Raw genomic sequence first — 24129 nt, forward strand, 5'->3', positions numbered from 1 at the left:
TACGATATCCAACCCGCCCGCGGTTCTAGGCTCGGAGGGGTGAGTGGTCCGACAGTCCCCGTGTCCTCCCGCCGCGTGCCGACCAGCGCCCTCCTCGTGAGCGCCGCGCTCGGCGCGGTCCAGGCCCTCGTCTTCCTGGCCGTCGTGCCGATCACGAGCGTGCTGGCCGCCACGTCCCCTCCCGCGTACGCGGTGGTCGCGGGCGTCCACACCGCGCTGCCGTTCCTCGCGCGCGTCGTCACCCGCGTGCCGGGGATGGCGACACTGGCTGCCTTCGTGACCGGCGTGCTGACGGTCGCGGTGTCGCCCATCGGGCTGCTCGGCGTCGTGCCGCTCGTCCTCGGCGGCGTGGTCCTCGACCTGGCGCTGCCGTTCCGGCGGGACGCCCCCGTCCGCCCGGCCCGGGTCCTGCTCGCCGGCGCCGTTACCGGTGCGGTGCTCTTCGTCGTCGCCCTCCCGGTGTTCTCGCCCGAGCACCTCGTTCCGCCGGTGCTCGTCGCCACGCTGTTGGGCCGGGTGGTGGGGGAGCTCGCGGTGGCGGGTGTCGTGCTCGCCGTCCGCCGACTGCTGCGGCGCGCTGGCGTCGCCCGCTGAGCCGGCATGCCGGTCGACATACCCCCACGGGGTACCATGAGCACATGGTCGGTCGTCGCGTGCTCCAGGGGGCGCTGCTCGCCGTCCTCCTCGTGGGCGGCGTCCTCCTCGGCCTCCTCGGCATGCACGCCCTCGACACCCACGGCACCCCGGGGGCGCATGCCGTCGCGGGGCACGCGGCCCCCGCGCACCCTGCGGCGTCGGCAGCGCATGAGGCGGGCGGAGCGGATGAGGCCGTCGTCCCGGATGACCCTGCGCACGACGGCGGGGCGGCCTGCGTCCTCGCCCTGCTCGGCGGACTCCTCCTGCTGCTGCGCCCCTCTCGCGCTCTCCTGACCGGACCTCTGCTCCGCGCTCTCCGCTCGCTCGTGGACGCGGCCGCCGCCCCGCTTCGTCCTCCCTCACTCCACGTCCTCTGCATCAGTCGGACCTGATCGGCGCCGATGCGCCCGGGCGCCGCGACCGCGGACGCCCTTCCGACAGACAGAGATGAGAGAGAAATGACCAATCGAACCACTGCCGCCGCTGTCCTCGTCCTGGCGGGAACCCTCGCGCTCGCGGGATGCGCCTCGACGGCACCCGCGGGGCCGGCCGACCACTCCGGCATGGGGCACTCCACCTCGGACGCTCCGCTGGCCGGCGCGAACGAGGCCGATGCGATGTTCGCGTCCATGATGATCGTCCATCACGAGCAGGCCGTCGAGATGTCGGACATCGTGCTCGCGAAGGACGACGTCGACCCCCGGGTCGCCGACCTCGCGGAGCGGATCACGGCCGCTCAGGGTCCGGAGATCGAGAAGATGCAGGGCTGGCTCGACGACTGGGGTGCCGAGGCCGGTGACCCGGCCGCGATGGACCACGGCGACGGCATGATGAGCGACGACGACCTCGCCGCGCTCGAGGCCGCGGCGGGCCCGGAGGCGTCCCGGCTGTTCCTGGAGCAGATGATCGCGCACCACGAGGGCGCGGTCGCGATGGCCGAGGCGGAGGTGGCGGACGGCGAGAACGCCGACGCCGTCGCCCTCGCGCAGGACATCGTCGATGCGCAGACCGCCGAGATCGCGGAGATGAAGGAGATCCTCGCCACGCTCTGATCGGCACCCGGCCCCGCGTCGCCTCCGCGGCGCGGGGCCCGTCGCCCGTGTGCGATCGTCCTTACCGCGCTGTTTTGTACGTTTCGCACTATCATGTACTCATGAGCGAGATCGCGATCACGGAAGCCCGGGCGCGGCTGGCGTCCATCATCGACGAGGCGCGTGACGAGCCCGTTTACCTCACCCGACGAAACCTCCCGGTGGCGGCTGTCGTCGATGCCAGCCTGCTGGAGCGACTCCTCGAAGATGCGGAGGAGCTGGCCGACATCCGCGCGGTCGATGCCGCCTGGGACGAGACCGCGCGACTCGACGAGACGCCGATCCCGTGGGAGGAGGTGAAGCGGGACCTCGGGCTCGTGCCGTGACCTACGACGTCCAGGTCCTGCCTGTCGCCGTGCGGGCGATCCGCAAGCTCCCTCCCGAGGCGAGGCGACGTATCCAGGCCGTCATCGAGCTCCTCTCCGAAGACCCGCGGCCCCCCGCGGCACGCAGGCTCACCGGCCGACCGGAGTGGCGGGTGCGGACGGGTGACTACCGGGTGCTCTACCGGATCGAGGACGGGATCCTGACGGTCGTCGTCGTGCACGCCGGCCACCGTCGCGAGGTCTATCGCTAGCGATCGCGGCGGCGCAAGCGGCGCAGCGGAGCAGACAGGCGGTGCCACAGCGTCGGTGCGGGCTCCTCGTCCTCGGCGGGAGGCGGGGCGACGGCGAACTGGACGAACTCCTCCGCGCCATGGTGCACGACGCGATAGAGCGCCGTGCCGATGAGCACGCCGAGCGCGATCGACATGACCGACACCAGGGCCGCGGTGAAGTCGGCGAGGCCGTTGTCGGTCGCGACCGCCTCGGTGAGCCCCACCAGCCCGGCGGCGCCTGGCACCAGCAGCCAGAAGGCCGGGAGGAACGTCAGCTGCGACGGGGCTCCGTGACGCAGCCCGGCGATCCAGAACACGACCGGCGTGACGGCGACCGCGCCGACGAAGCCGCCGACCGCCGGGTCGATGAACTCGGTTCCCGCCCACTGGCCGAGGTACGCGACGACCAGGGCGAGCAGCACCCACCCGAACGTGGACGGCGGGGAGGAGAAGTGCAGGTAGTTGCCGAGTGCGAACACGAGGATGCCGAGCAGCGGCACCCACCAGGGGAGGTACGAGGAGGAGGCGTCGAGAGCCTCGTACGAATCGCTCGAGACGCCCACCACGGCGCCGGCGGCGAGGATGCCGAAGGCGAGGAGCGCGAGCTGCACGAACCCGTAGATGAGGCGGGATGCACCGGAGATCATCTGCCCGGCCGCGAGCTCGACCGTCGCCGTGGTCAGCACGCCACCGGGGAGGAAGGTGACCAGCGGGGCGATCAGGAGGCGGATCGGGTCGCCGATCTCGATGACCTCCGCGAGCAGGAACACCGCAGCCGCGCACACGAAGGCCGCGGCGATGGGCATGACGAGCTGCAGGGTGGGAGAGCGCACGAGTTTGAGCAGGCCGATCCCGAATCCGAGCACGAAGGCGACGAGGGCGCCCTGCCAGGTCGGTGCGAGCAGGAGGGCCAGGCCGGTCGTGAGGATGGCATGGCCCAGCGTCCGGGTGAACCAGCCGAGGCGCGGACGCATCGCACCGATCTCGTTGAGCCGCCGGATGCCGTCCAGCGGGTCCACGTCGCCGGTCTTCGCCTGCGCGATGAGGTCGTACAGCGCGGCGATCTGATCGAAGCGGAACGAGGCGTTCGTGGCCGAGCGGAAGGCGACCCGCTGCTCCTCCGCGTCCCCCGTCTCCACGATGATGATGGTGGGCAGGACGACGAAGTCGGCGCCGTCTCCGCCCGACGCCGTGGCGACCTCGGCGATCGTGTCCCGGATGCGGTCGACGGACTCCGCCGACGCGTTCATCCCCTGGGCCAGCCCCAGCAGGAACTGCCGCAGCGCCGAACGGTCGACGACGTCGGTCATGTCACCAGAACAGGAACGACAGCGCCACCCCGACGACGATGGCCGTGCCGACGTAGACGAGGTTCGGCAGCTGGAACGAGTGGTCCAGGACGAACTTGCCCATCTTCGTCGTCCCGGTCTGGTCGAACGCGACCGTGGCCACCTGGCTGCCGTTGGCGGGCAGCGTGTAGATGCCCATCGCCGCCGGCCACAGCCCCACCAGCAGCGAGGCGGGCAGCCCGATCGTGATGCCGATCGGGACGATCGCGTTCGTGGCGCTCGATTGGCTGGTCGTGAGCATGGCGACCGCGAACAGCGCCAGCGCGAACAGCAGCGCTCCGAGGAAGGCGGAGGATCCGGAGACCACAGAGCCGAGTCCGTCGACGATGAGGGTCTGGTTCGCGGCGACGAACGTGTTCGCGAGCCAGGCGATGCCGAACAGGGCGATGGCGCCGACGATGCCCGCGGGGAAGGTGGACTGCTTCGGCACGTCGGCGGCCTTCACCTTGCAGAACACGAAGATCAGTGCGGCGATGATGCCCATGACGACCTCGATGATCACGGTGACGCTCAGGCGCAGCGGATCGCCGTCGTCGTCGGTGCCGATGACCGGACGGAGGTTCTCGAACAGGCCGAAGAAGACGATCACCGCGACGCCGGCGAGGAACAGCGAGGCCGAGAGCACGGCGGTCGCCGGGAGCTTGTTCTCGTGCGCGTCGACCACGGGCGGCTTGATCTGTCCCTCCGCCAGGCGCTTCTGGTACTCCGGGTCGTCCTCGAGGTCCTTGCCGTGGCGCATCATGACCAGCGCGGCGACGAGCAGGCCGGCGATCGAGGCCGGCCACATGATGAGGAGCAGGCCGCCGAGATCGACGCCCTGCGGTGCGAGCAGCACGACCATCGATGCGGTGGCCGCGGAGACCGGAGAGCACAGGATGCCGACCTGCGAGGCGACGGCCGAGACCGACAGTGCCCGCTCCGGCCGGATCTTCTGCTGGTACGAGACGTCGTAGATCACCGGCAGCAGCGGATAGAAGATGTTGCCGGTGCCCGCGCCGACCGTGAAGAGGAACGACATCGCCGGCGCGAGGAAGACGACGGACTTCGGGCGTTTGCGGATGACCTTGGCGGCCACCGACACCATCCAGTCGATACCGCCAGCGGCCTGCATGGTCGAGGCCGCGGTGATGACCGTGATGACGATGAACACGGCGTCGACCGGGGCGTTGCCGGGGGCTTCCCCGAACACGAACACGAGCACCGCGACGCCGACGAGGCCCCACACGCCCAGGCCGATCCCGCTCGTGCGGGTGCCCATGAAGATCGCCAGGACGACGACGATGAGCTCGGCGACGAGGATCCAGACGCTGTCGTTCACGACGACGGCCCCTTCACGATCGGCGCCGATCCGGTGAGGACCTCCACCGGCAGCTCGGTCTCGACGATCGCCCCGTCGACCGCCTCGACCTTCAGCGCCAGCGGGTTCTCGACCGGGCTGACCGCGGTGACGAACTCGCCGTTCTCGAAGTGCAGCGACTGGAGGTTGCCCACCGCATAGCCGGTGGACAGCTCACCGCTGAGGAGCGAGGCGTGGAAGAGGGGCCGGCGCTGGTCCTCCGCGTCGTAGTGCGGGCAGAAGCTGCCGTGCAGGAAGCCCAGGCCCTCCGGGAGCACCTGCAGCGTGGGCCCGTAGCTGTCGGTCGTGCCGCCCTCGAACCAGCAGATGCCGCCCGCGCTGCCGCCGGTGAACACCACGTTCGAGGAGGGGTCCTCCCACATCTCGCGCATGATCTCGTCGAGGCACTGACGCTTCCACACGTCGAGCATGTTGGCGGTGTTCCCGCCGCCGACGTGGATGACGTCGAAGCCCTTCACGAAGCCGGCGAGGTCGTCGACCGCGCGGTGGAACAGCGGCAGGTGGTGCGGCGCGCATCTGTCGGAGTCGTACGTGGAGTAGAAGCTCACGATGTAGGCGGTGTCGTCGCCCGTGGCGGTGCCGACGAAGAGGACCCGGGGCCGCTCCTTGCCGGTGAGCTTCAGGATGTACTCGTGCGTCGGATCGTTCCGACGTTCCATCATGGCCTTGCCGGCCCCGGTTGCGACGACGTGCGACATGCCCCCACCTCACTGTCGGATGTGAATGCGCTCAACCTAGCGTCGCGCCGTCACCGCCGTCCAGAGCGGTCACCCGGGGCGGGTGAAATGCCGGCCTCTCAGCCGAAGACGCGGGCCGTGCCGACCAGGCCTTCGAGGAGGGCGGCCGTGCGGGCGCGCGGACCCTGCGGCGCGATGCCGAGGACGCGGGCGAGCTCGAGGGCGAGAGCGGCGTGGCCGACCGCGCTGGGGTGGAACGGGTCGTTCATGAGGCCCCACGGCACGCCGCCGTTCCCGAGCTCCGCGAAGTGCGCGTGCTGGTCGACGAGGATCACGTCCTCCGCGGCCGCGACCTGGCGGACCGCCTCGGCGAAGTCGGCGATCCGCGCCCGCTCCGGCGCATTGCGGACGTCGATGGCGGGCGGCGTCTGGAGCACCGGGATGGCGCCGAGCCCGCGCACCCGGCGCACGAAGTCGTGGAGGGAGGCGGCGTAGTCGTCCGGCGAGATGACCGGTCGCGGCCCGCCGTCCGAGGCGTCGTTGGTGCCGACCATGAGGGTGACCACGTCCGGCTGCCAGCCGGCGACCCGACGCTCCCAGTCGTCGAGGATGTCGACGATCCGGTTGCCGCTGATCGCGGTGTTGAGGACGATGTCGCGGACGCGCTCGAGCTCGCCCCTGATCAGCTCGTGGAGGTGCTCCGGGTAGCTGCGCCCGCCCTGGGTGTGCACCAGGCCATGGGTGATCGAGTCGCCGGTGATAATCCAGTTCAACGGTGCGGGGTCGCGGAGGGCGGCGGCGAGGCGGCCCAGGTCGTCGGAGGCGGTGGCGGGGGAGGCGGAAGCGGCGATCGGCACGCCTCAGAGCTTATCCGTCGCCCGCCTTCTGCTTCGCGCGGGAGCGTAATGCCCCGGCGCCGTCTCCGTCCTGTTTGCCGCGGGGCGTGGGTCTCAGGCGCTCGCGCGAGGTCAGGCAGTTACCGCTGGCGTGGCCTGTTGCCCGGTGAATGCCTGTTCCGGCGGGTCAGTCCCGGTCGGCGCGACTGATGAGGTCCATCAGCTCGTCGAGCGTGTCGACGTCGATGACCTCGGTGCCGTCGGGCTCGCGCACCTCGATGCCGTCGACCTCCAGCTCCTCGTCGAGCTGCACGAGGATGCGCGACTCCGGGAACTGCTTGGGGGCGACGAACGCGAGCAGCACGGCATCCGCGAACACGACGACCGAGGTGGCCTCGAGGTCGTCCCGCAGGTCGATCTGTTCGACGACGGGCTCGTCCTCCACCGCGTCCTCGATGTCGAGCGCGACCTCCTCGACGATCGCCCGCCAGCGCTTCTCGCTCATCGAGAGCACGCGCGCGATGGCCGCGACGAGCTCGTCGGGATCCAGGTCCTCCGCGGTCTCATCGCCCTCCAACTCGGGGTCGACGTTCACGTTCACTACGGTGCCGGCCGCATCCAGGCTCGCCCGGCCGTAGACGAGACCGTTCTCGGAGACGGGGTCTTCGAGCAGACCGCTCTCGACGATGCGGGACAGGAGGAGATCGAGCGCCATGCTTCCAGTCTCGCGCATCTCGCCCGCCGTGGGCCCTGGTTCTTCACGCCGGAGGGAGCTCCTGGGCGCGCTCCGTGCCCGCAGACCGGCCGCGTTCCGGCGTTCCCCGTGACCGCCTGCGCGTCAGAGCCACCTCTTGTACTTGAACACCCCATAGAGCCCGACCGCGAACGCGGCCATCGCCCCGATCGCCATCGGATACCCGAACGCCCAGTGCAGCTCGGGCATCACGTCGAAGTTCATGCCGTAGACCGTGCCGACGAGCGTGGGCGCGAAGATGATGGCCGCCCACGAGGAGATCTTCTTGATCTCGTCGTTCTGGGCGAGCCCCGCCTCCGAGTGCCGCCGGGCGACCAGCGCCGACTGCACCGTCAGGGCGTTCTCGAGGATCGCGCGGAACGAGTCGACCCGCTCGTTCACGCGGATCGTGTGGTCGAGCACGTCGCGGAGGGAGCGCTGCAGCTCCTCGTCGATGCGGTACTTCTCCGATCCGCGGCGCAGCCATTCCAGCATGCCGCTCAGCGGGTGCACCGCGCGCTGGAAGTTGATGACCTCGCGGGAGAGCTCGTAGATGCGGCGGGAGAGGGCGTCGTCGTCGCTGTCGCCGAAGAGCTGGTCCTCGATCTCGTCGATGTCGTTCTCCAGGCCCGCCACCACGGGCTCGTACTCGTCCACGACCTCGTCGAGGATCGCGTAGAAGACCGCCTCCGGTCCCATCGCGAGCAGCTCCGGGTTCGCCTCCATCCGGCGGCGGACCGCGGCGAGGTTCGGCGACTCCGCGTGGCGGATCGTCACCACGAAGTCGGGGCCGATGAACAGGTGCAGCTCCCCGAACTCGATCGACTCCTCCTTGTCGCGGTAGCGGGCGGGGCGCAGCACGGCGAAGAGGGTGTCGCCGTAGCGCTCCACCTTCGAGCGCTGATGCCCCGAGAGCGCGTCCTCGACGGCGAGCGGATGCAGGTCGAACTCGCGGGCGACGGAAGCGACCTCTTCGGGACTCGGCCGGTACAGGCCGATCCACGCGATCCCGCCGGCGGCATCCAGCATCCGGTAGGTCTCGTCCAGGTTCTTCGGGGTCTCCACGCGACGTCCGTGGACGTACACGCCGTTGTCGATGAGCGCCATGATGCGGCTCCGTTCTCGCGGGCGCACGGATGCGAGGGTCCGTGCGGATTCGTCAGGGGGCGGGAGACGCCGCCGATGACTGCGAGGCGAGAGGCGCGCACGCGGAGCAGGAGCTCAACGCGTGGGCGCGGGGAAGCGCGACGCAGCGAGGGCGGCGTCGTTACTATCGTCGGACATCGCCATCACCGCCTTTCCGTGCTTCTCCGGGGGCCAGCTTACTCCTCCGTTTCGAATCGCCCGAATGGCCCCATTCCGGCCGCAGATGCCGCCATGTGCGCGATTCGAAAGGTCAGGGGACGATCGCGTCGATGTAGCCGCCATCGACCCGGACGGCGGCACCCGTCGTCGCCGAGGCGAGAGGGGACGCGAGGTACGCGACCATGTTCGCGATCTCCTCCGGTTCGATGAGCCGCTGCAGCAGGGACTGGGGGCGGTGCACGCGCATGAACTCGCGCTGCGCCTCCTCCCACGGCAGCTCCGGGTCCACGAGCGAGTACACGAAGTCCTCCACGCCGCCGGTGTGGGTCGGCCCCGCGAGCACCGAGTTCACGGTCACCCCCGTGCCGGCCGCCTCCTTCGCGAAGCCCCGGGACACGGCGAGCAGCGCGGTCTTCGACATCCCGTAGTGGATCATCTCTGCGGGGATCACGACCGCGGAGTCGCTGGCGATGTCGAGCACCCGACCCCAGCCGCGCTCCGTCATGCCGGGCAGGGTCGCGCGGATGAGCCGGACGGCGGCGAGCACGTTCACCTCGAAGTACCGGCGCCACTCGTCGTCGGAGATGTCGAGCGCGGGGGTGGCCCCGAAGATGCCGAGGTTGTTGACGAGGATGTCGACGTCTCCGGTGGCGGCGAGCACGCGGGCGGCGCCGTCTTCCGTGGTGACGTCGCCCGGAGCAGGGACGAGGTTCCGGTCCGGATTCTCCTCCTGCAGTGCGGCGACGACCGACGACACGGTCTCGGGGTTCCGGCCGTTGACGGCGACCCGTGCGCCCGCGTCGGCGAGGGTCGTGGCGATGGCGAGCCCGATGCCCTGGGTGGAACCCGTGACGAGGGCGGTCTTCCCGGCGAGGTCGATGCGCATGTTGTCTCCTCCGTGTCGCTGCGGCCTCCGGTGCAACGCCCGCAGCGCCGGTTTCATGCCCGCGCGCTCCCTCCGGGACGGGAGGGGCTGGGACTCCGGCATGCGCGCACCGTCTCCGTGCGGGACGGGAAACGTTCCTGAGGAGGCGGAGCGGGGAGCGTTTTCGATCCCGCGAGGGGGAACTCGGGGCGCGGAGAAGGGTGCGGGACGGGAAAGGTGCCGGGGGAGACCGGAAGGGGAGCGTTTTCGATCCCGCGAGGGACGGGGCGGGGGTCAGAGGGGGATGGGGGTGCCGGCGCGGGACGCGGACTCCTGCGCGGCCTTCACGATCTCGACGGTCCGGATGCCGACACCGGCGTCGGGCTGAGGCTGACGGCCCGCGCGCACGGCCTGCACGAACTCCTCGAGCAGCAGGGCGTCGAGGTCGGCCCCGACCGGGGTCCAGGTCTCGCCGTGGGCATCGTGTCCGGCCACGCCCTTCGCGAAGGGGCTCACGGTCACGGTCCCGCGCTCGGCCACGACCTCGAGGGTGAGGCCGCCCCAGGTCGGCGAGCTCAGCGGCCAGCTCCACGAGCAGTCGATCGTGGCGATCACCCCGCTCGGGTACTGGATCGTCACGAGGCCGCCGGTCTCGACCGCGAGGTCGCGCTCCCCGTGCAGGATGCTGTTCGACACCCCGCGGACGGTCTGCGCCCGCTCGCCCAGGAGCTCGTCGAGGAGGTCGGCGCAGTGCACGACGTGGTCGACCAGGGCACCGCCGCCGGCGAGCGCGGGATCGGTGAACCAGGCCCGGTCCTGCGGGAGCTTGCCGTTGTTGATGCCGGTGACGCCGAGGATCTTCCCGAGGCGTCCGCTGCGCAGCTCGGCGACGGCATCGCGCACCGCGGGAGAGAAGCGCACCGGGTACGCCACCATGAGCAGCACGCCCGCCCGGTCGCAGGCGTCGCGCATCGCGATCGCGTCCTCGACCGTCGTCGCCAGCGGCTTCTCGCACAGCACGTGCACGCCGGCCGTGGCAGCCTGCTCGACGAGGGCGCGGTGACGGGAGTTCTCGGCGGCCACCACGACCGCGTCCGGACCCCAGGCGAAGGCCTCGTCGTAGGTCTCCACATAGGCCACCCCGAGTTCCGCGGCCAGGGTGGCACCGCGCGGAGCGTCGTCCGGGGCAGAGGCGCCGTCGGGGTCGGCGGCGATCAGCTCGACACCGGGCATCTGCTGCAGCGCGTGCACGTAGCTGAGGGCGTGCGTGTGCGCGAAGGACAGCACGGCGATCCGCAGCGGGCGGGGAGCGGTCATCGGGTGGCCTCCTCGGCGACGGCGACGGCGGGGGACGAAGCGGGGAGGGCGACCGGGGCTCCGGAGGCGATCGAGGCGTAGGCGGCCTCGGCGACCGCGACCGCCTGGATGCCGTCCTCCGGGGTGACGACGGCCTCGCGTCCCTCCGCGATGGCAGCCACGAAGTCGGCGATCTCCGCGTAGTACGGGCTCTCCTCCGGCGACATCGGCGGGAGGTAGTCGGTCGCGCCCTCGACGAGCACGGCGTCGGTGCGCAGCGTGTGGTCCTCGGCGCTGTCGTAGCGCAGGCGCCCCTCGGAACCGGCGACCTCGACGCTCGTGCGGAACGGCATGCCGGGCTGCACCCAGCTCGCGTGCACGTGGCTGATGACCCCGTTGCGGTGGGTGAGCACGACATGCGCCGTGACCGGGGCGGGCACGCGGTCGTCGACCGTCGGCGGGTTCTGCACGGCGTAGACGCTGTCGACCGGGCCGGCGAACCACAGCGCCTGATCGATGTCGTGGATCATGAGGTCGCGGATGACGCCGCCGCCCGCCCGCTCCGAGAAGAACCAGGGGGCCTGCGGCGCGGCGCCCAGGCGACGGAAGCGCTGCACGGCGGGGGTGCCGATCTGCCCGGCGTCGATGCCGGCCTTGATCCGGCCGTACTCCCCCATGTAGCGCACGACGTGGGCGGGGAACAGCCGCACTCCCGCGGCGGCTGCGGCCGCGGTCACCTCGGCGGCGGCCTCCGCGGTCGCGGCGAGCGGCTTCTCGCAGATCACGTCGACCCCGCGGGCGATGGCCCGAAGGGCGAAGTCGGCGTGGGTGCTGCTCGGCGTGACGATGTCGACGACGTCGACCTGCTCCAGGAGCGCGTCGACGTCGGCCACGACCTCGAAGCCGTACTCGGCGGCGATCTCCTCCGCGCCCTCCTTCGAGGTGACGAAGCCCTGCACGCCGAGCGCCCGCCAGGCGTCGGCGTGCACGCGGGAGATCCCGCCCGCGCCGATGAGTCCGACCTTCAACGTGCTCACTGCTTCTCCTCGGGGTCGTCGCCGGCCGCGGGGTCGTGCGGCAGGGGGGTGATCGGTGGGGCGGGCATGTCCTCGATGCCGTAGATGTCGCCCGGATGCCGCTGGAATGCATGCACGACGGCGCCGTGGGCGGCGGCTTCCGCTCCCAGCCGCGCCTCCGCGACGGGCACCTGGAACGGCAGACCGAGGTGGCCGGGCAGAGCGGCGCGCAGGGGGTCGAGCAGCTGCTCGTGCGCGGCCGAGAGTCCGCCGCCGATGACGACCATGGCCGGATCGACCGTCATGATCAGCGTCGCGATCCCATGGGCGAGCTCGTCGATGAAGCCGTAGAGCTCCTCCCGGGCGGCCTGCTCTCCGCTGCGCGCCAGGGCGAACACCTCGGCGGCGGTCGGGGCGGTGCGCCACGAGATCTGACCGGTCTCGGTGTTCAGGCCCCGGAACGCGAGGCGGCCGATGTCTCCCGCCGCGTTGTGGATGCCGCGCCGGGGGCGGCCGCCGAGGATGAGGCCCATGGCGATGCGGTTGCCGACCGAGAGATAGATCACGTCGTCGACGAGCTGCGCGACGCCGAGGTGATGCTCCGCGACGGCCGCGAGCCGCACACCGTTGTCGACCGCCACGGGGCAGCCGAACGCCTGGCGCAGCTGCGAGCCGATGTCGATGCCGGACCACTCCGGGATGACGACCGAGGTGGTGACCCGTCCGTCGTCGTCGACGATGCCGGGCAGGGAGACGCCGATCGCCCGCAGACCGGTGCGCGGCAGCGAGAGCCGGGCGAGCGTGCGTCGCACGTCGTCGATCACGGCGGCGAGCTTGGCCGGGCCGTCGGGCTGCTCCGCGACGCCGGGGAAGGTGCGCTGAGCGATGACCACCCCCGCGAGGTCCGCGACGACGACCCGCACGCTCGCGACGCCGACGTCCACGCCCACCACCACACCGGCGGCGGCGTGGAACGAGTAGCGGCGGGCGGGCCGACCGGCGCCTCCGCCGACCTGCGCCGGGGCGTCGACGAGGAGGCCGGAGTCGGAGAGCACCGCCACGGCGTTCTCGACGGAGGTGCGGGAGACCTCGAGTGACCGGGAGAGGTCGCTGACCGTCGCCGGTCCGGCGTCGCGCAGCCGGAGTGCGGACCGCGCCACGATCGAGAGCGGACTGGTCGCGCCCATCGGGTCCCTCCTTCGTCTCCGCCGTTGGTGCGATCAAATTAGCACACCCGATTCTCAGATCGGGGATTGTTGTTCACGGCCGAGAAACACGGCCGAAACAAGGCTCTGAGAACTTGTGCTTGACGAATTATCCAAAGCCAATGTCATAATGAACCGTACTCAGCACGGTTTACGCAAAGGAGCACCATGCGCGTCAGCAAGATCACCGGCGTCGTCGCGGGAGTCGCGGCCGCCACCCTGTTGGCCGGATGTTCGGCCGGCGGAGGCAACACCGCAGAGGGCGAGCAGGACATCACGGTCTGGCTCTACCCCGTCATCGCCGACGAGGCGGTGCACAAGGACTTCTGGGACTCGACCATCGAGGCGTTCGAGAAGGAGAACGAGAACGTCAACGTGAAGTACGAGATCTTCCCGTGGGCGAACCGTGACGAGGCCCTGCAGACGGCGATCGCCGCCGGCAAGGGACCGGACGTCGTCTACCTCATCCCCGACCAGCTCGCGGCGTACCAGAAGTCGATCGCCCCGCTGAACGACCTGCTCAGCGAGGAGCGCCAGGGCGACCTGCTCCCCAACGTCAAGGAGTCGGTCACGCTCGGCGGCGACATCCTCGGCGCCCCGATCCTCACCAGCGCGCAGCCGCTCATCTGCAACGCGGCCGCGTTCGAGGCGGCCGGGGTGACCGAGTACCCGGAGACGTGGGACGACATCGCCGATATGGCTCCGGCGTTCATCGACAAGGGCATGTACGCCCTCAACTACCCGGCGTCGGCCGAGAACACCCTCAACCTCACCTACTACCCGCTGCTCTGGCAGGCCGGCGGCGAGGTCTACACCGAGGACGGCGAGGTCGGCTTCGACAGCAAGGCCGGCGAAGAGGCGCTCACCTTCCTGACCGATCTGGCCGAGGAGGGCGCGCTCGACCCGGAGGCCCTCACCACCAACGTCCCGCTGGAGCAGACCGCCATCGCTCAGGGCAAGGTCGCCTGCACCTGGAACAACGCCGTGACCGAGGTCGCGCCGTTCTGGGGCGAGGAGAACGTCAAGGTCCTCGCGCCGCTGACCGACAAGGAGTCCGTGGCCTACGGCACCGTCGGCTCGCTGTCCGTGCTCAAGGGCTCGAAGGCCCCCGAGGCCGCAGCCGCGTTCGCCGAGTTCGCGACCGGCGCCGACGTCGTCGAGCCGTATCTCAAGGCCGCCGGCTACTTCTCCGCGCTCAGCACCACCGAGCCGCTGTACGCCGACGACCCGCTCCTCGGTGAGGTCGAGAAGTACGTCCCCGACACCACGGTGGGCGAGCTCGACGCCAGCTCCCGTGCGCTCATGGGCGTGCTCTCGCCGGAGATCCAGGCCGCCCTGCTCGGCCAGAAGTCCCCGGCCGACGCCCTGAAGGACGCCGCGGCCGCCGCAGCCCCGCTGCTGCAGAAGTGACACCCGGGGGCGTGCGGGTACCCGCCGCACGCCCCCTCTCTCCCGCCCCCCACGTGAGGAATCGACAATGACGACGGCCACCACGGCGCCGAAGCCCGCAGGACGGGTCGCCCGGGTGCTCGCCCGACGGGAAGCGCGCGTCGCGTTCCTGTTCGTGCTCCCCGCCTTCCTGCTGTTCATCGCCTTCCGCTTCGGCCCGAGCATCGCGGGTGTGGCGCTGAGCTTCTTCGACTACGACATCTCCGGCGAGATCGCCTGGCGCGGCCTCGACCACTTCCAGCGCCTCGTCGCCGACCCGCTGTTCTGGCGGGCGCTGGGGACCACCCTCATCTACACGGTCTTCGCGGTGCCGATCGCGCTCGTGCTGTCGACGATCATGGCCCTCGGCGTGCGCCGGGCCTTCCGCGGCGCCCGGTTCTTCCGCTCGATCTTCTTCCTCCCCGTCATCACCTCGCTCGTGCTGGCCGGCTCGATCTTCGTCTGGATCTTCTCCGCCAACGGTCCCTGGTCCGCGCTGATGGCCCCACTCGGCCTCGGCGGCTCCTGGCTCGGCAGCACCGTGCTCGTGATCCCGGCGATCGTCGTCGTGGGCGTGTGGTCCCGGTTCGGCTACGGGATGATGATCCTCATCGCCGCCCTGCAGGACGTGCCGCGCGAGCTGGAGGAGGCGGCGCTGGTCGACGGCGCGAACGCCTGGCAGCGCTTCCGGTGGATCATCCTCCCGCACCTGCGCCCGACCTTCTTCTTCCTCGCGGTGATCGAGACGACGGCCGCCTTCCAGGTCTTCGACGTCATCTACGTGATGACCCAGGGAGGGCCGGCGAATGCCAGCTACTCCCTCGTCTACATGCTCTACGACCAGGGCTTCCGCTACTTCGACTACGGCTACGCGGCCGCGGTGGGCGTGGCCCTGTTCCTCATGACCCTCGTGGTCGCCCTCATCCAGCGCCTCGTGATCGGAAAGCAGAAATGACCGCCCTCCTGCAGCCGCCGACGCAGACGACGCCGCCCGCGACCCGTCCCGCCGCGCGGAAGCGCCGTTCGTTCCGCGCGCTCGAGCCGACCGGCTGGGGTGTCGCCGTCCGCTGGATCTGGCTGAGCATCGCCGGCATCCTCAGCTTCTTCCCCTTCTACGCCATGGTCGTGCTGAGCCTGAAGCCGGGCATGCTCGTCGAGCTCCCCGGCTCGCTGCTCCCCTGGAACGACATCTCGTTCGAGGCGTACGAGCAGGTGCTCGCCGGGCAGAACATCCTCGTCTGGCTGTTCAACACGCTCGTCTACTCGCTCGTGTCGGTCGTGGCGGTGCTGTTCCTCTCCGCGCTCGCCGGATACGCCTTCGCCAAGAAGCGCTTCCGCGGCAAGGAGGTCATGTTCTGGTCGTTCCTGGCGATGGTCATGGTGCCGTTCCACGTGACGCTGATCCCGACGTTCATCCTCATGGCGAACCTCGGCGGCATCGACACCTACTGGGGCCTCATCCTGCCGACGCTCGCGAACGCGCAGGCGGTCTTCCTCATGCGCCAGTTCATCCAGGGCCTTCCCGACGAGCTCTTCGAGGCCGCCCGCATCGACGGGGCCGGCGAGTTCCGCATCTTCCTGCGGATCGTGCTGCCGCTGTGCAAGCCGATCCTCGCGACGCTCGGGATCTTCGTCTTCCTCTGGCACTGGAACGACTTCCTCTGGCCGCTCATCATCGCCAAGTCCAACTCGATGTTCACCCTCACCGTGGGCATCTCGTCGCTGCAGCAGCAGGATGTGCCGCTCAGCACCATGCTCGCCGGCTCCGTCGTGGCGCTGCTGCCGATCTTCCTCGCGTACCTCATCGCTCAGCGGTACGTGCAGGAGGGCGTCACCGGCACCGGGATCAAGGGCTGAGAAGAAGGGAACCGCACGACAATGACGCAGTACGCATTCGCCTCCGAGGCCGAGCTCGAGGAGGCGCTGGCCACTCCGAGCGACGGGCTCGTGGCCGACCTCGCCCAGGGTTCCGGAGACCTCGTGATCCTCGGCGCCGGCGGCAAGATGGGACCGACCCTGGCGATGCTCGCCCGGCGCGGCCTGGACGCCGCCGGCCGCACGGACGACGCCGTGTACGCGGTCTCCCGCTTCGGCGACGCCGCCATCCGCGAGCGCCTGGAGGCCGCGGGGGTCCGCGTCGTGCCGTTCGACCTCATCGAGAACGACGACCTCGCCGGTCTCCCCGACGCCCCGAACGTGGTGTTCATGGTGGGCGCGAAGTTCGGTGCCGCGACCAACGCCTCCTGGGCGTGGGAGGTCAACGCGGCTCTTCCCGACCGCATCGCCCGCCGGTACCGCGACAGCGCGATCTCGGTGCTCTCCACCGGGAACGTGTATCCGTTCGTCCCTGCCACCTCGGGCGGTGCCGCCGAGGAGACCACGCCCGCGCCGATCGGCGAGTACGCGCAGTCCTGCCTCGGTCGGGAGCGCGTGTTCGAGTTCGGGGCGCAGGAGCGCGGCACCAAGGTCGCGATCATCCGCCTGAACTACGCCGTCGACCTCCGCTACGGGGTGCTCGCCGACATCGGCAGCGCCGTGCACGCGGGCGAGCCGGTCTCGGTCGCCACCGCGAACGTCAACGTGATCTGGCAGGGCTACGCGAACGAGGTCGTGCTGCGCAGCCTCGTGCATGCCTCGACCGACCCCTTCGTGATCAACCTCACCGGTCCGGAGCTGCTCAGCGTCTCCTCGATCGCCCACCGCTTCGGCGAGCTGTTCGAGCGGGAGGTCGAGATCGTCGACGAGCCGCAGCCGACCGCGCTGCTCAGCGACGCCCGCCGCTGCATGGCCCTGTTCGGCTATCCGTCCGTCTCCGCCGAGGAGCTCATCCGCATGCAGGCCGGCTGGATCCGCGACGGGCTGCCCATGATCGCCAAGCCCACCAAGTGGGCCGTCCGGGACGGGAAGTTCTGATGACCGACGCCGCTGCACGGACGGCGACCGTGCCGTCGCTGCGCCCTGAGGCCGCCGCGACCCTCGCCCGCGGTGCCGTGATCCCGGCCCATCCGCTCGCCCTCACCGCCGCGCGCACGCTCGACGAGCGGCGGCAGCGGGCGCTCTCCCGCTACTACCTCGACGCCGGGGCCGGCGGCCTCGCCGTCGGCGTGCACACGACGCAGTTCGAGATCCGCGACCCGGAGCATGCGCTCTTCGAGCCGGTGCTCGCACTGGCCGCGGAGGAGATGGACGCCCGCGACGATGCGACCCTCGTGCGCATCGCCGGCGTGGCGGGCGACACGGCTCAGGCGGTCGCCGAGGCGGAGCTCGCCCGCTCCCTCGGCTACGACGCCGTGCTGGTGAGTCCCCGCGTCGCGGGTGCGGACGAGCGTGCCCTGCTCGACCGCGCCCGCGCCGTCGGCGAGGTGCTGCCGCTGGTCGGCTTCTACCTGCAGACCGCGATCGGCGGACCGGTGCTCGACCGCGAGTTCTGGCGGGAGTTCGCCGCGATCCCCTCCGTCGTCGCGGTGAAGGCCGCTCCCTTCGACCGCTATCGCACGCTGGAGCTCGTACGGGGCGTGGCCGCCTCGGGCCGCGCCGACGAGATCGCGCTGTACACGGGCAACGACGACGCGATCGTCGCCGACCTGCTCTCCGAGTTCCACGTGGACTCCCCGTCCGGGCGGCGCACCCTCCGGTTCGTCGGCGGGCTGCTCGGTCAGTGGGCGGTCGGCACGCACGCGGCGGTCGCGCTGCTGGAGCGGGTGCATCGCGCCCTGGCGGGAGACGCGGAGGCCTACCGTGAGGTGGGACGCCGTGCCTCGGACATGGTGGACGTGAACCAGGCCGTGTTCGACCCGGGCAACGACTTCCACGGGGTCATCGCCGGGGTGCACGAGATGCTCCGCCAGCAGGGGCTTCTCGAGGGCACCTGGTGCCTCGACCCGGCCGAGGGCCTCTCCCCGGGACAGGCGGAGGAGATCGCCCGCGTCCGGCAGGCGTACCCGGAGCTCAACGACGACGCGTTCATCGCCGAGAACCTCGAGGCCTGGCTGCGATGACCGCCGGGACGAGCGCTCCGACCGTCGTCGCGGTCGTCTCCGCGGAGCTGTTCGCCGAGTTCTTCTCGCCCGACGATGCGGCGCGCCTGGAGGCCGTCGCGGCGCGGCTCGGCGGGACGTTCGTGCGGGTGGACCGGCTCGCGGATGCGGTGCTCGACGAGGCGCGCGTCGTGGTGACGAGCTGGGGCGTGGGTCCTTTCGATCACGCCGTGCTCGCCACCCTTCCGAAGCTCGAGCTCATCGCGCACACCGGGGCCACGATCAAGCCGTTTGCGACCGACGCGCTCTTCGACCGCGGCGTGCGGGTGACGCAGGCCGGGGCGGGGATGGCCCGGTCGGTGGCTGAGGTGTCGCTGACCTTCACGCTCGCCCTGCTGCACCGGGTGCCGGAGATGCACGACGCCCTGCGCGCCGGCGACGGCTGGTGGGACGCGGAGGCCGTCGGGGTGCAGCACGAGATCCTCGGCGCGCCCATCGCGGTCATCGGCGCCTCCCGGACCGGGCGGGCGTACCTCGAGCTCCTCCGTGCGCTCGGCGCACAGCCGCTGCTCGTCGATCCCACGCTCGACGCGGCCGAGGCGTCGTCCCTCGGGGCGGAGCTCGTGACGCTCGACGAGGCGCTCCGCCGTGCGCAGATCGTCGCGGTGCACGCCCCGACCCTGCCGGAGACGCATCACCTGATCGGTGCGTGCGAGCTCGCGCTGATGCCGGACGGGGCCGGCCTGGTCAACACGGCGCGGTCCTGGCTGGTCGACGAGGCCGCCCTGCTCGCCGAACTGCGTCGTGGCCGGTTGAGTGCGGCGATCGACGTGTTCGACGAGGAGCCGCTGTCCGCGGAGAGTCCCTTCCGTTCGGCACCGCGCGTGCTGCTCACCCCGCACCGCGCGGCCGGGACCAGGGAAGGCCGGCTGCGGCAGGGGCGGATCGTCGCCGACGAGCTCGACGCCTTCGCCGCGGGGCGTCCGCTCGCACACGCCGTCGACCGCGCCCAGCTCTCCTCGATGGCATGAGCGCCGTGGTCGTGCGGTCGGCGCGGGCGGAGGACCAGCCCGCTCTCGCGGCACTGTGGGCGGCCGCCTTCACGCCGCCCCTCGCGCCGGACCAGTGGCTCGTGGACGACGAGCGGCTGAGCCACACGCTCGTCGCGGAGGACGACGAGGGCGTGTGCGGGTCGATCTACGGACTGCCGAAGAGCCTGCGGGAGTCGGACGGCGCGGTGGCGCGGGTGCACGCGATCGGCAGCGTCGCGGTCGCCGAGCGGGCTCGGGGCCGGGGACTGGCCCGCCGGCTCGTGGCCGCCACCCTGGACGCGGCGGGTGACGCCGACTGGGCCCTGCTGTTCACCGGAACCCCCGAGGTGTACCGGTCGAGCGGCTTCACGACCTTCTCGATGCCCCGCATGATGGCCGGACCGTGGGCGGCGTCGGCGACGGCCGTGGAGCTCGCCTCGGTCGTGCGCGAGTCCGTGGGACTCGGCGTCCTCGGCCCGCTGCGCGAGGTCTACGAGCGCTCCCGCACCGGTGTGGTCGTGCTCGCCCCGGTGCGCGGCGACCGCGACTGGACGATGGCGGAGGTGCGACTGCGGGGCGCGACGCTGTACCGGCTCGCCGAGGCGGACGCGACGGTCGGCTACGCGGTGGCGGAGGTGCGCGACGGCGTCGGGCTGCTGCACGAGAGCGCGACCGATCCCACTGCGGCCGATCCGGCCGGGGTGCGTCACGCGGTGCTGGAGGCCGTGGCCGCGGACTGGGCCGCGGCGGGCGTCCGCACCTGCGAGCTGGCCGTCCCCGCGCTGGCGGCGGAGGAGCGCGCTGTCCGCGCATTCGCTCCGGCGGCCGTGCGGCAGGACGACCGCACCGGGATGATCCGCCCGCTGCGCCGCGAGGCCCGGGTGGACGGCATCCGCCACTTCACGGCGGGCGACTACTTCTGAGCATCCGCTCGGAGAGCGCTGGGGATCGGGGACTGATCGGTGACCGCGATCCGGCCGAGGGCCGGACGCCTGACCGCGGCGAGGACGCCGCAAGGAGGATGAGCATGACCCAGCTGGACACCACCACCGAGACCGCGGCGATGCGCAGTCGACGGATGCTGCTCGCCGGTTTCGGCGCCGCCGCCCTGGGCGGGGTCGCCGCGATCGGCGCCCCCGCCGCCGCCCAGGCCGCCGGACCCGTCGTGCCGCAGGAGTCGTCGGGCTCGAAGAACGTCGCGCACGGAGGCGTCGCCGCCGCCCTCGCGACGCGCAAGGGCAAGGACGGCGACCTCGTGCGCACGAGCGGCTACGCGGCCCCCGGCGACGGCGGTGACGGGCTCTACCGCTTCGTGAAGAAGGACGCCCCCGCGGCCAACGGCGGCACGGTGCTCGCGGGGTCGAAGGGCGGCGCCTGGGTGCTCGTGCACGACGGCACGGTCGACTTCCGGAAGTTCGGCATCATGGACGCCTCCGCGCCCGCGGACGACGCGCTCGACGCGATGGTGGGCGACGCCCGGGTGCGGCGCGTGGAGGCGCACACCGACCTCAACTTCGTCCGCCGCCATAAGTTCTCCCGGTCGAACATCGCTTTCGACTTCGGGAATCACCTCATGACGACCGAGGGCATCGAGAACGCCGGGAAGGACGACCCCTTCGCGGCCGTCATGTTCTTCCGCGGCGAGGTGACCGACGCGGTGCAGGAGGCGAAGCTCGGCGAGGACGTGCCCGACCTCGCCGACATCTTCCCCGTCGCCGACTCGTCGTTCTTCGCGGTCGGGGAGTGGTACGCCGCCGAGGTCAACGCGCTGTCTGGTCGCTGGGAGCGCGAGCTGCAGCGGCTGGTCCAGGTGACCCAGATCGTCGACGGTCGGCACATCCGCGTGAACTACAAGAACGGCTGGCCGCTCGGCAAGGACCGCACGATGACCTGGCGGCACGTGAAGCCGGTGCAGGACGTGACGGTGTCGAACCTGAAGTTCCTCGGCAAGGGGACGGACGAGTACACGGGATCGCACCCGCTGGCCTTCGAGTACGCGGTGCGCTGCGACGTGGACCACATCGACGGCACGGCGACCTTCTGGCCGCTGATCCAGCGCCGATGGAACACGTACTTCACCACGGAGAGCTGCACGCTGAAGAACCCGACCTCCGTCACGTGGGGTGGAGCCGGCTACCTGACGCAGCAGATCTACTGCCTGTACGGGTACGTCGCCAACTGCCACACCGCCAACGCCCGGCACCTCAACGACTTCACCGCGAGCGCCTACTGCCTCGTGGAGAACTGCCACGGGGACGGCGACGACCAGGGTCCCTTCGTCACGCACGGCCAGTACGAGCACGACCTCACCTACACGGGCAACTCCGGTCTCATGACCTTCGCGAACTCCGGGGCGGCGTGGGGCTCGGCGGCCAAGCGCATCACCGTCCGCAAGCACGTGTGCTCGTGGTTCGTCGCGCGCGTGCGTATCACCGACCTGACGCTGGAGGACGTGCAGGTGATCGGCAAGCCCTCGCTCACGGGCTCCGGGATGCTGTGGATCAACGCGGACGGCGCGCAGCTGCGCGGCTGCACCGCGTCGGACACGCTCATCATCACCCAGGCCTCCGACAACTCCGCCCGGCCGACCGTGATCGCCGACTCGCACTTCACGTTCGTCGCTCCCGGCGAGCTCACCAACGCGACGGTGACGACGCCGGTGACCTTCGTCGACACGGTGCTGGACCGGGTCGGTGGCATGAAGATCAACGGCCCGGGTGCGGTCACCTTCCGCGGCTCGACCCTCTCCGGCGCCGACGATGCCGCCCCCATCTCCTCGGCGACGGCGAAGCTGCGCGTCGAAGGCTCCACGCTCCGCAACGCCCGCATCGCGGCCGCCGGAAAGGACCGTCAGGTCGTCGAGATCGCGGGATCCGAGGTGTCGGCGAAGGGCGGGACGACGGTGTCGCGGTCGGGTGCGGGCGAGCTGCACCTGACCCTCTCCGACAGCACGTTCCGCGCCGAGGGGGCGACCACGCACGTCGCCGTGACGAGCGGAGCGACCCACTACCGCGCGGTCGGCAACCGGTTCGAGGGCGGCGCCCTGGAGCTCCGCGACGACGCGTTCGGGGCCGGGTCGACGCTGCTGCACACCGGCAACGTGGAGGCCGGCGTCACCCGCACGGCGTTCCCCGCCGAGGGCGACCGCGTCGTCGACACCGCCAACCTCGTCGTCGGCTGATCCCGCCGGGCACGACTTCGGAGCTGCGGCGCGACCCGCCGCCTCCTCGGCCCCGTCTACGGCGTGTCGCCGGGGGTCTCCGAAGTCGTGCCCGGGCGGTGCCGGGGGCTGTCCGGGTTCAGGAGCGAGTGCCGACGGCTGTAGGCGAAGTACACGACGAGTCCGATCACGAGCCAGACCCCGAACCGGAGCCACGTCTCGGGGTGGAGCTGCGAGATGAGGAAGAGCGAGAAGCCCACGCCGACGATCTGGACCACGGGCATGAACGGCAGCCGGAACGTCCGGGGTGCATCCGGCTTGGTGTAACGGAACACGATCACGGCGATGCAGACGACGACGAAGGCGGCGAGGATGCCGATGTTCGTGAGGTCGGCGACGGCGCGGATGGGGAACACGCCCGCGAAGAACGCCGCGCCCAGCCCGGCGATCCAGGTGACCCGCTGCGGGACGCCGCGGCGGTCGACCCGCGCGAACCAGCCGGGGAGCAGTCCGTCGCGGCTCATGCTGAACCACACCCGGGTGGCGCCGAGCAGGAACGTGAGCATGACGGTGAGGATCGACACGACGGCGAACACCGAGATGACGGAGGCGACGACCGGGAGCCCCACGCCCGTGAACGCCGAGGCGAAGCCCGCCTTCGGATCGATGTCCTGGTAGTTCTGCATGCCCGTGAGCACGAGCGTCGCGGCGACGTAGAGCACCATGGCGATCACGAGGGACAGGATGATCGCCTTCGGCATGTGCCGACGCCCGTCCTTCGCCTCCTCGGCGGCCGTGCTCATCGCGTCGTAGCCGAACACCGCGAAGAACACCGTCGCGGCACCGGTGAAGACGGGGCCGAAGCCGTTCGGCAGGAAGGGATCGTAGTTGGCGGGGTCGATGAAGAAGACGCCGAGGACGACGATGAACACCACGAGGAGGATCTTGATGGCCACGGCGACGAGTTCGAAGCGGCCGAACGTGCGGGTGCCGCGGCTCAGCAGGAACGTCACGAACAGGCAGATGAGGATGGCCGGGATGTTGACCACACCCCCTGGCTGGTCGGCGGTCTCCGTGATCGCGGTCGGCAGCTCCAGCCCGAATCCGGAGAGGAATGCGTCGAGATAGCCGGAGATGCCGATCGCGACGACGGCCACGATGGCGACGTACTCCAGGAGCAGGTCCCAGCCGATGAACCAGCCGACGAGTTCGCCGAGCGCGACGTAGCCGTAGCTGTAGGCGGAACCGGCCCGCGGGATCATGCCGGCGAACTCCGCGTACGACAGCGCGGCCGCTGCCGACGCGAGCCCGGCGATGAGGAAGGAGAGGACGACGGCGGGACCCACGGCGGGAGTCGTCGCGTCGCCGTGGGCGACGAGCCCGGCGAGCGAGAAGATCCCGACGCCGACGATGCCGCCCACGCCGATCGCGGTGAGCTGCCAGAGCCCGAGCGTCCGGAACAGACCGCTCCCGCCCGACTCCTCCGTCATGTCGCTGACGGGCTTGCGGCGCCACACGGACGTCGTGGAACGGGGTCGATCTGTCCGGGGCATCGTCGCCTTCTCTCGT

At 71.0% G+C, this 24129-nt stretch carries 24 protein-coding genes; 13 read left to right on the forward strand and 11 right to left on the reverse strand.

Annotated elements, in window-relative coordinates; genetic code table 11:
• Positions 1 to 39 precede the first annotated feature (39 nt).
• From IZR02_RS00905 to IZR02_RS00925, 5 genes are all read left to right on the forward strand, one after another.
• Positions 40 to 594 (forward strand): ECF transporter S component, encoded by a 555-nt coding sequence (locus IZR02_RS00905; RefSeq protein WP_029989525.1) that lies wholly within the window; start codon positions 40 to 42, stop codon positions 592 to 594.
• A gap of 44 nt (positions 595 to 638) precedes the next feature.
• Positions 639 to 1028 (forward strand): DUF6153 family protein, encoded by a 390-nt coding sequence (locus IZR02_RS00910; RefSeq protein WP_025104167.1) that lies wholly within the window; start codon positions 639 to 641, stop codon positions 1026 to 1028.
• 66 nt (positions 1029 to 1094) lie between these two features.
• Positions 1095 to 1688 carry a DUF305 domain-containing protein gene (locus IZR02_RS00915; protein ID WP_025104166.1) on the forward strand — a complete coding sequence of 198 codons (594 nt, stop codon included), beginning with the start codon at positions 1095 to 1097 and terminating at the stop codon, positions 1686 to 1688.
• Positions 1689 to 1789: 101 nt separating this feature from the next.
• A complete protein-coding gene (locus tag IZR02_RS00920) occupies positions 1790 to 2053 on the forward strand; it encodes a type II toxin-antitoxin system Phd/YefM family antitoxin (protein WP_025104165.1) in 264 nt (87 codons plus the stop codon).
• Entirely contained in the window at positions 2050 to 2304 is a 255-nt protein-coding gene (locus IZR02_RS00925) for a type II toxin-antitoxin system RelE family toxin (protein ID WP_025104164.1), read from the forward strand. The genes IZR02_RS00920 and IZR02_RS00925 overlap by 4 nt, the downstream gene beginning before the upstream one ends.
• Here the strand turns inward: IZR02_RS00925 and IZR02_RS00930 are convergent.
• The 10 genes from IZR02_RS00930 to IZR02_RS00975 all read right to left on the reverse strand — a co-directional run bounded on the left by IZR02_RS00930 (position 2301) and on the right by IZR02_RS00975 (position 12946).
• Positions 2301 to 3635, reverse strand: coding sequence for a threonine/serine ThrE exporter family protein (locus tag IZR02_RS00930; protein ID WP_025104163.1), 1335 nt, complete (start codon positions 3633 to 3635; stop codon positions 2301 to 2303). The two genes, IZR02_RS00925 and IZR02_RS00930, sit on opposite strands and share 4 nt — an antisense overlap.
• Before the next feature lies 1 nt (position 3636).
• Positions 3637 to 4992, reverse strand: coding sequence for an anaerobic C4-dicarboxylate transporter family protein (locus tag IZR02_RS00935; protein ID WP_025104162.1), 1356 nt, complete (start codon positions 4990 to 4992; stop codon positions 3637 to 3639).
• Positions 4989 to 5729: a peptidase E gene (locus tag IZR02_RS00940; protein ID WP_217316541.1), complete on the reverse strand. Its 741-nt coding sequence runs from the start codon at positions 5727 to 5729 to the stop codon at positions 4989 to 4991. The genes IZR02_RS00935 and IZR02_RS00940 overlap by 4 nt, the downstream gene beginning before the upstream one ends.
• A 98-nt stretch (positions 5730 to 5827) precedes the next feature.
• Entirely contained in the window at positions 5828 to 6565 is a 738-nt protein-coding gene (locus tag IZR02_RS00945; protein ID WP_025104160.1) for an SGNH/GDSL hydrolase family protein, read from the reverse strand.
• Positions 6566 to 6731: 166 nt separating this feature from the next.
• Positions 6732 to 7259, reverse strand: a complete 528-nt coding sequence (locus IZR02_RS00950) for a hypothetical protein (RefSeq protein ID WP_025104159.1) — start codon at positions 7257 to 7259, stop codon at positions 6732 to 6734.
• A gap of 123 nt (positions 7260 to 7382) precedes the next feature.
• Positions 7383 to 8384, reverse strand: coding sequence for a magnesium/cobalt transporter CorA (corA, locus tag IZR02_RS00955; RefSeq protein ID WP_025104158.1), 1002 nt, complete (start codon positions 8382 to 8384; stop codon positions 7383 to 7385).
• Positions 8385 to 8673: 289 nt separating this feature from the next.
• Positions 8674 to 9468: an SDR family NAD(P)-dependent oxidoreductase gene (locus tag IZR02_RS00960; protein ID WP_025104157.1), complete on the reverse strand. Its 795-nt coding sequence runs from the start codon at positions 9466 to 9468 to the stop codon at positions 8674 to 8676.
• 273 nt (positions 9469 to 9741) lie between these two features.
• Positions 9742 to 10764 (reverse strand): Gfo/Idh/MocA family protein, encoded by a 1023-nt coding sequence (locus IZR02_RS00965; protein WP_025104156.1) that lies wholly within the window; start codon positions 10762 to 10764, stop codon positions 9742 to 9744.
• The gene (locus IZR02_RS00970; protein ID WP_025104155.1) at positions 10761 to 11780 is read right to left on the reverse strand and encodes a Gfo/Idh/MocA family protein; all 1020 of its coding nucleotides are present in this window, start codon (positions 11778 to 11780) and stop codon (positions 10761 to 10763) included. Before IZR02_RS00970 ends, IZR02_RS00965 begins: the two co-directional genes overlap by 4 nt.
• On the reverse strand, positions 11777 to 12946 hold the full coding sequence (locus IZR02_RS00975) for an ROK family protein (protein ID WP_025104154.1): 1170 nt from the start codon (positions 12944 to 12946) through the stop codon (positions 11777 to 11779). The genes IZR02_RS00970 and IZR02_RS00975 overlap by 4 nt, the downstream gene beginning before the upstream one ends.
• 186 nt (positions 12947 to 13132) lie before the next feature.
• Between IZR02_RS00975 and IZR02_RS00980 the strand changes: the two genes are divergently transcribed.
• The 8 genes from IZR02_RS00980 (at position 13133) to IZR02_RS01015 (ending at position 22581) form a co-directional block, all read left to right on the forward strand.
• Positions 13133 to 14374 carry an ABC transporter substrate-binding protein gene (locus IZR02_RS00980; RefSeq protein ID WP_025104153.1) on the forward strand — a complete coding sequence of 414 codons (1242 nt, stop codon included), beginning with the start codon at positions 13133 to 13135 and terminating at the stop codon, positions 14372 to 14374.
• Positions 14375 to 14441: 67 nt separating this feature from the next.
• Positions 14442 to 15347 carry a carbohydrate ABC transporter permease gene (locus IZR02_RS00985; RefSeq protein WP_025104152.1) on the forward strand — a complete coding sequence of 302 codons (906 nt, stop codon included), beginning with the start codon at positions 14442 to 14444 and terminating at the stop codon, positions 15345 to 15347.
• A complete protein-coding gene (locus IZR02_RS00990) occupies positions 15344 to 16249 on the forward strand; it encodes a carbohydrate ABC transporter permease (protein WP_025104151.1) in 906 nt (301 codons plus the stop codon). Before IZR02_RS00985 ends, IZR02_RS00990 begins: the two co-directional genes overlap by 4 nt.
• A 21-nt stretch (positions 16250 to 16270) precedes the next feature.
• Entirely contained in the window at positions 16271 to 17305 is a 1035-nt protein-coding gene (locus IZR02_RS00995; protein WP_025104150.1) for an NAD-dependent epimerase/dehydratase family protein, read from the forward strand.
• Positions 17305 to 18390, forward strand: coding sequence for a dihydrodipicolinate synthase family protein (locus IZR02_RS01000; RefSeq protein WP_051582230.1), 1086 nt, complete (start codon positions 17305 to 17307; stop codon positions 18388 to 18390). The genes IZR02_RS00995 and IZR02_RS01000 overlap by 1 nt, the downstream gene beginning before the upstream one ends.
• A complete protein-coding gene (locus IZR02_RS01005) occupies positions 18387 to 19400 on the forward strand; it encodes a hydroxyacid dehydrogenase (RefSeq protein WP_025104148.1) in 1014 nt (337 codons plus the stop codon). Before IZR02_RS01000 ends, IZR02_RS01005 begins: the two co-directional genes overlap by 4 nt.
• Positions 19397 to 20323: a GNAT family N-acetyltransferase gene (locus tag IZR02_RS01010; protein ID WP_025104147.1), complete on the forward strand. Its 927-nt coding sequence runs from the start codon at positions 19397 to 19399 to the stop codon at positions 20321 to 20323. Before IZR02_RS01005 ends, IZR02_RS01010 begins: the two co-directional genes overlap by 4 nt.
• A gap of 104 nt (positions 20324 to 20427) precedes the next feature.
• Positions 20428 to 22581 carry a hypothetical protein gene (locus IZR02_RS01015; protein ID WP_025104146.1) on the forward strand — a complete coding sequence of 718 codons (2154 nt, stop codon included), beginning with the start codon at positions 20428 to 20430 and terminating at the stop codon, positions 22579 to 22581.
• Between the two features lie 56 nt (positions 22582 to 22637).
• On the opposite strand, the gene IZR02_RS01020 is transcribed toward IZR02_RS01015, so the two are convergent.
• Positions 22638 to 24113: an APC family permease gene (locus IZR02_RS01020; protein ID WP_025104145.1), complete on the reverse strand. Its 1476-nt coding sequence runs from the start codon at positions 24111 to 24113 to the stop codon at positions 22638 to 22640.
• Positions 24114 to 24129 lie beyond the last annotated feature (16 nt).

Source organism: Microbacterium paraoxydans, assembly GCF_019056515.1.
Classification (GTDB): Bacteria; Actinomycetota; Actinomycetes; order Actinomycetales; family Microbacteriaceae; genus Microbacterium.

Coding starts and splice junctions, on each gene's coding strand:
- IZR02_RS00910 (WP_025104167.1), top strand. CDS start 639: ATGGTCGGTCGTCGCGTGCTCCAGGGGGCGCTGCTCGCCGTCCTCCTC.
- IZR02_RS00915 (WP_025104166.1), top strand. CDS start 1,095: ATGACCAATCGAACCACTGCCGCCGCTGTCCTCGTCCTGGCGGGAACC.
- IZR02_RS00920 (WP_025104165.1), top strand. CDS start 1,790: ATGAGCGAGATCGCGATCACGGAAGCCCGGGCGCGGCTGGCGTCCATC.
- IZR02_RS00930 (WP_025104163.1), bottom strand. CDS start 3,635: ATGACCGACGTCGTCGACCGTTCGGCGCTGCGGCAGTTCCTGCTGGGG.
- IZR02_RS00940 (WP_217316541.1), bottom strand. CDS start 5,729: ATGTCGCACGTCGTCGCAACCGGGGCCGGCAAGGCCATGATGGAACGT.
- IZR02_RS00950 (WP_025104159.1), bottom strand. CDS start 7,259: ATGGCGCTCGATCTCCTCCTGTCCCGCATCGTCGAGAGCGGTCTGCTC.
- corA (WP_025104158.1), bottom strand. CDS start 8,384: ATGGCGCTCATCGACAACGGCGTGTACGTCCACGGACGTCGCGTGGAG.
- IZR02_RS00960 (WP_025104157.1), bottom strand. CDS start 9,468: ATGCGCATCGACCTCGCCGGGAAGACCGCCCTCGTCACGGGTTCCACC.
- IZR02_RS00965 (WP_025104156.1), bottom strand. CDS start 10,764: ATGACCGCTCCCCGCCCGCTGCGGATCGCCGTGCTGTCCTTCGCGCAC.
- IZR02_RS00975 (WP_025104154.1), bottom strand. CDS start 12,946: ATGGGCGCGACCAGTCCGCTCTCGATCGTGGCGCGGTCCGCACTCCGG.
- IZR02_RS00980 (WP_025104153.1), top strand. CDS start 13,133: ATGCGCGTCAGCAAGATCACCGGCGTCGTCGCGGGAGTCGCGGCCGCC.
- IZR02_RS00985 (WP_025104152.1), top strand. CDS start 14,442: ATGACGACGGCCACCACGGCGCCGAAGCCCGCAGGACGGGTCGCCCGG.
- IZR02_RS00990 (WP_025104151.1), top strand. CDS start 15,344: ATGACCGCCCTCCTGCAGCCGCCGACGCAGACGACGCCGCCCGCGACC.
- IZR02_RS00995 (WP_025104150.1), top strand. CDS start 16,271: ATGACGCAGTACGCATTCGCCTCCGAGGCCGAGCTCGAGGAGGCGCTG.
- IZR02_RS01000 (WP_051582230.1), top strand. CDS start 17,305: ATGACCGACGCCGCTGCACGGACGGCGACCGTGCCGTCGCTGCGCCCT.
- IZR02_RS01005 (WP_025104148.1), top strand. CDS start 18,387: ATGACCGCCGGGACGAGCGCTCCGACCGTCGTCGCGGTCGTCTCCGCG.
- IZR02_RS01010 (WP_025104147.1), top strand. CDS start 19,397: ATGAGCGCCGTGGTCGTGCGGTCGGCGCGGGCGGAGGACCAGCCCGCT.
- IZR02_RS01015 (WP_025104146.1), top strand. CDS start 20,428: ATGACCCAGCTGGACACCACCACCGAGACCGCGGCGATGCGCAGTCGA.
- IZR02_RS01020 (WP_025104145.1), bottom strand. CDS start 24,113: ATGCCCCGGACAGATCGACCCCGTTCCACGACGTCCGTGTGGCGCCGC.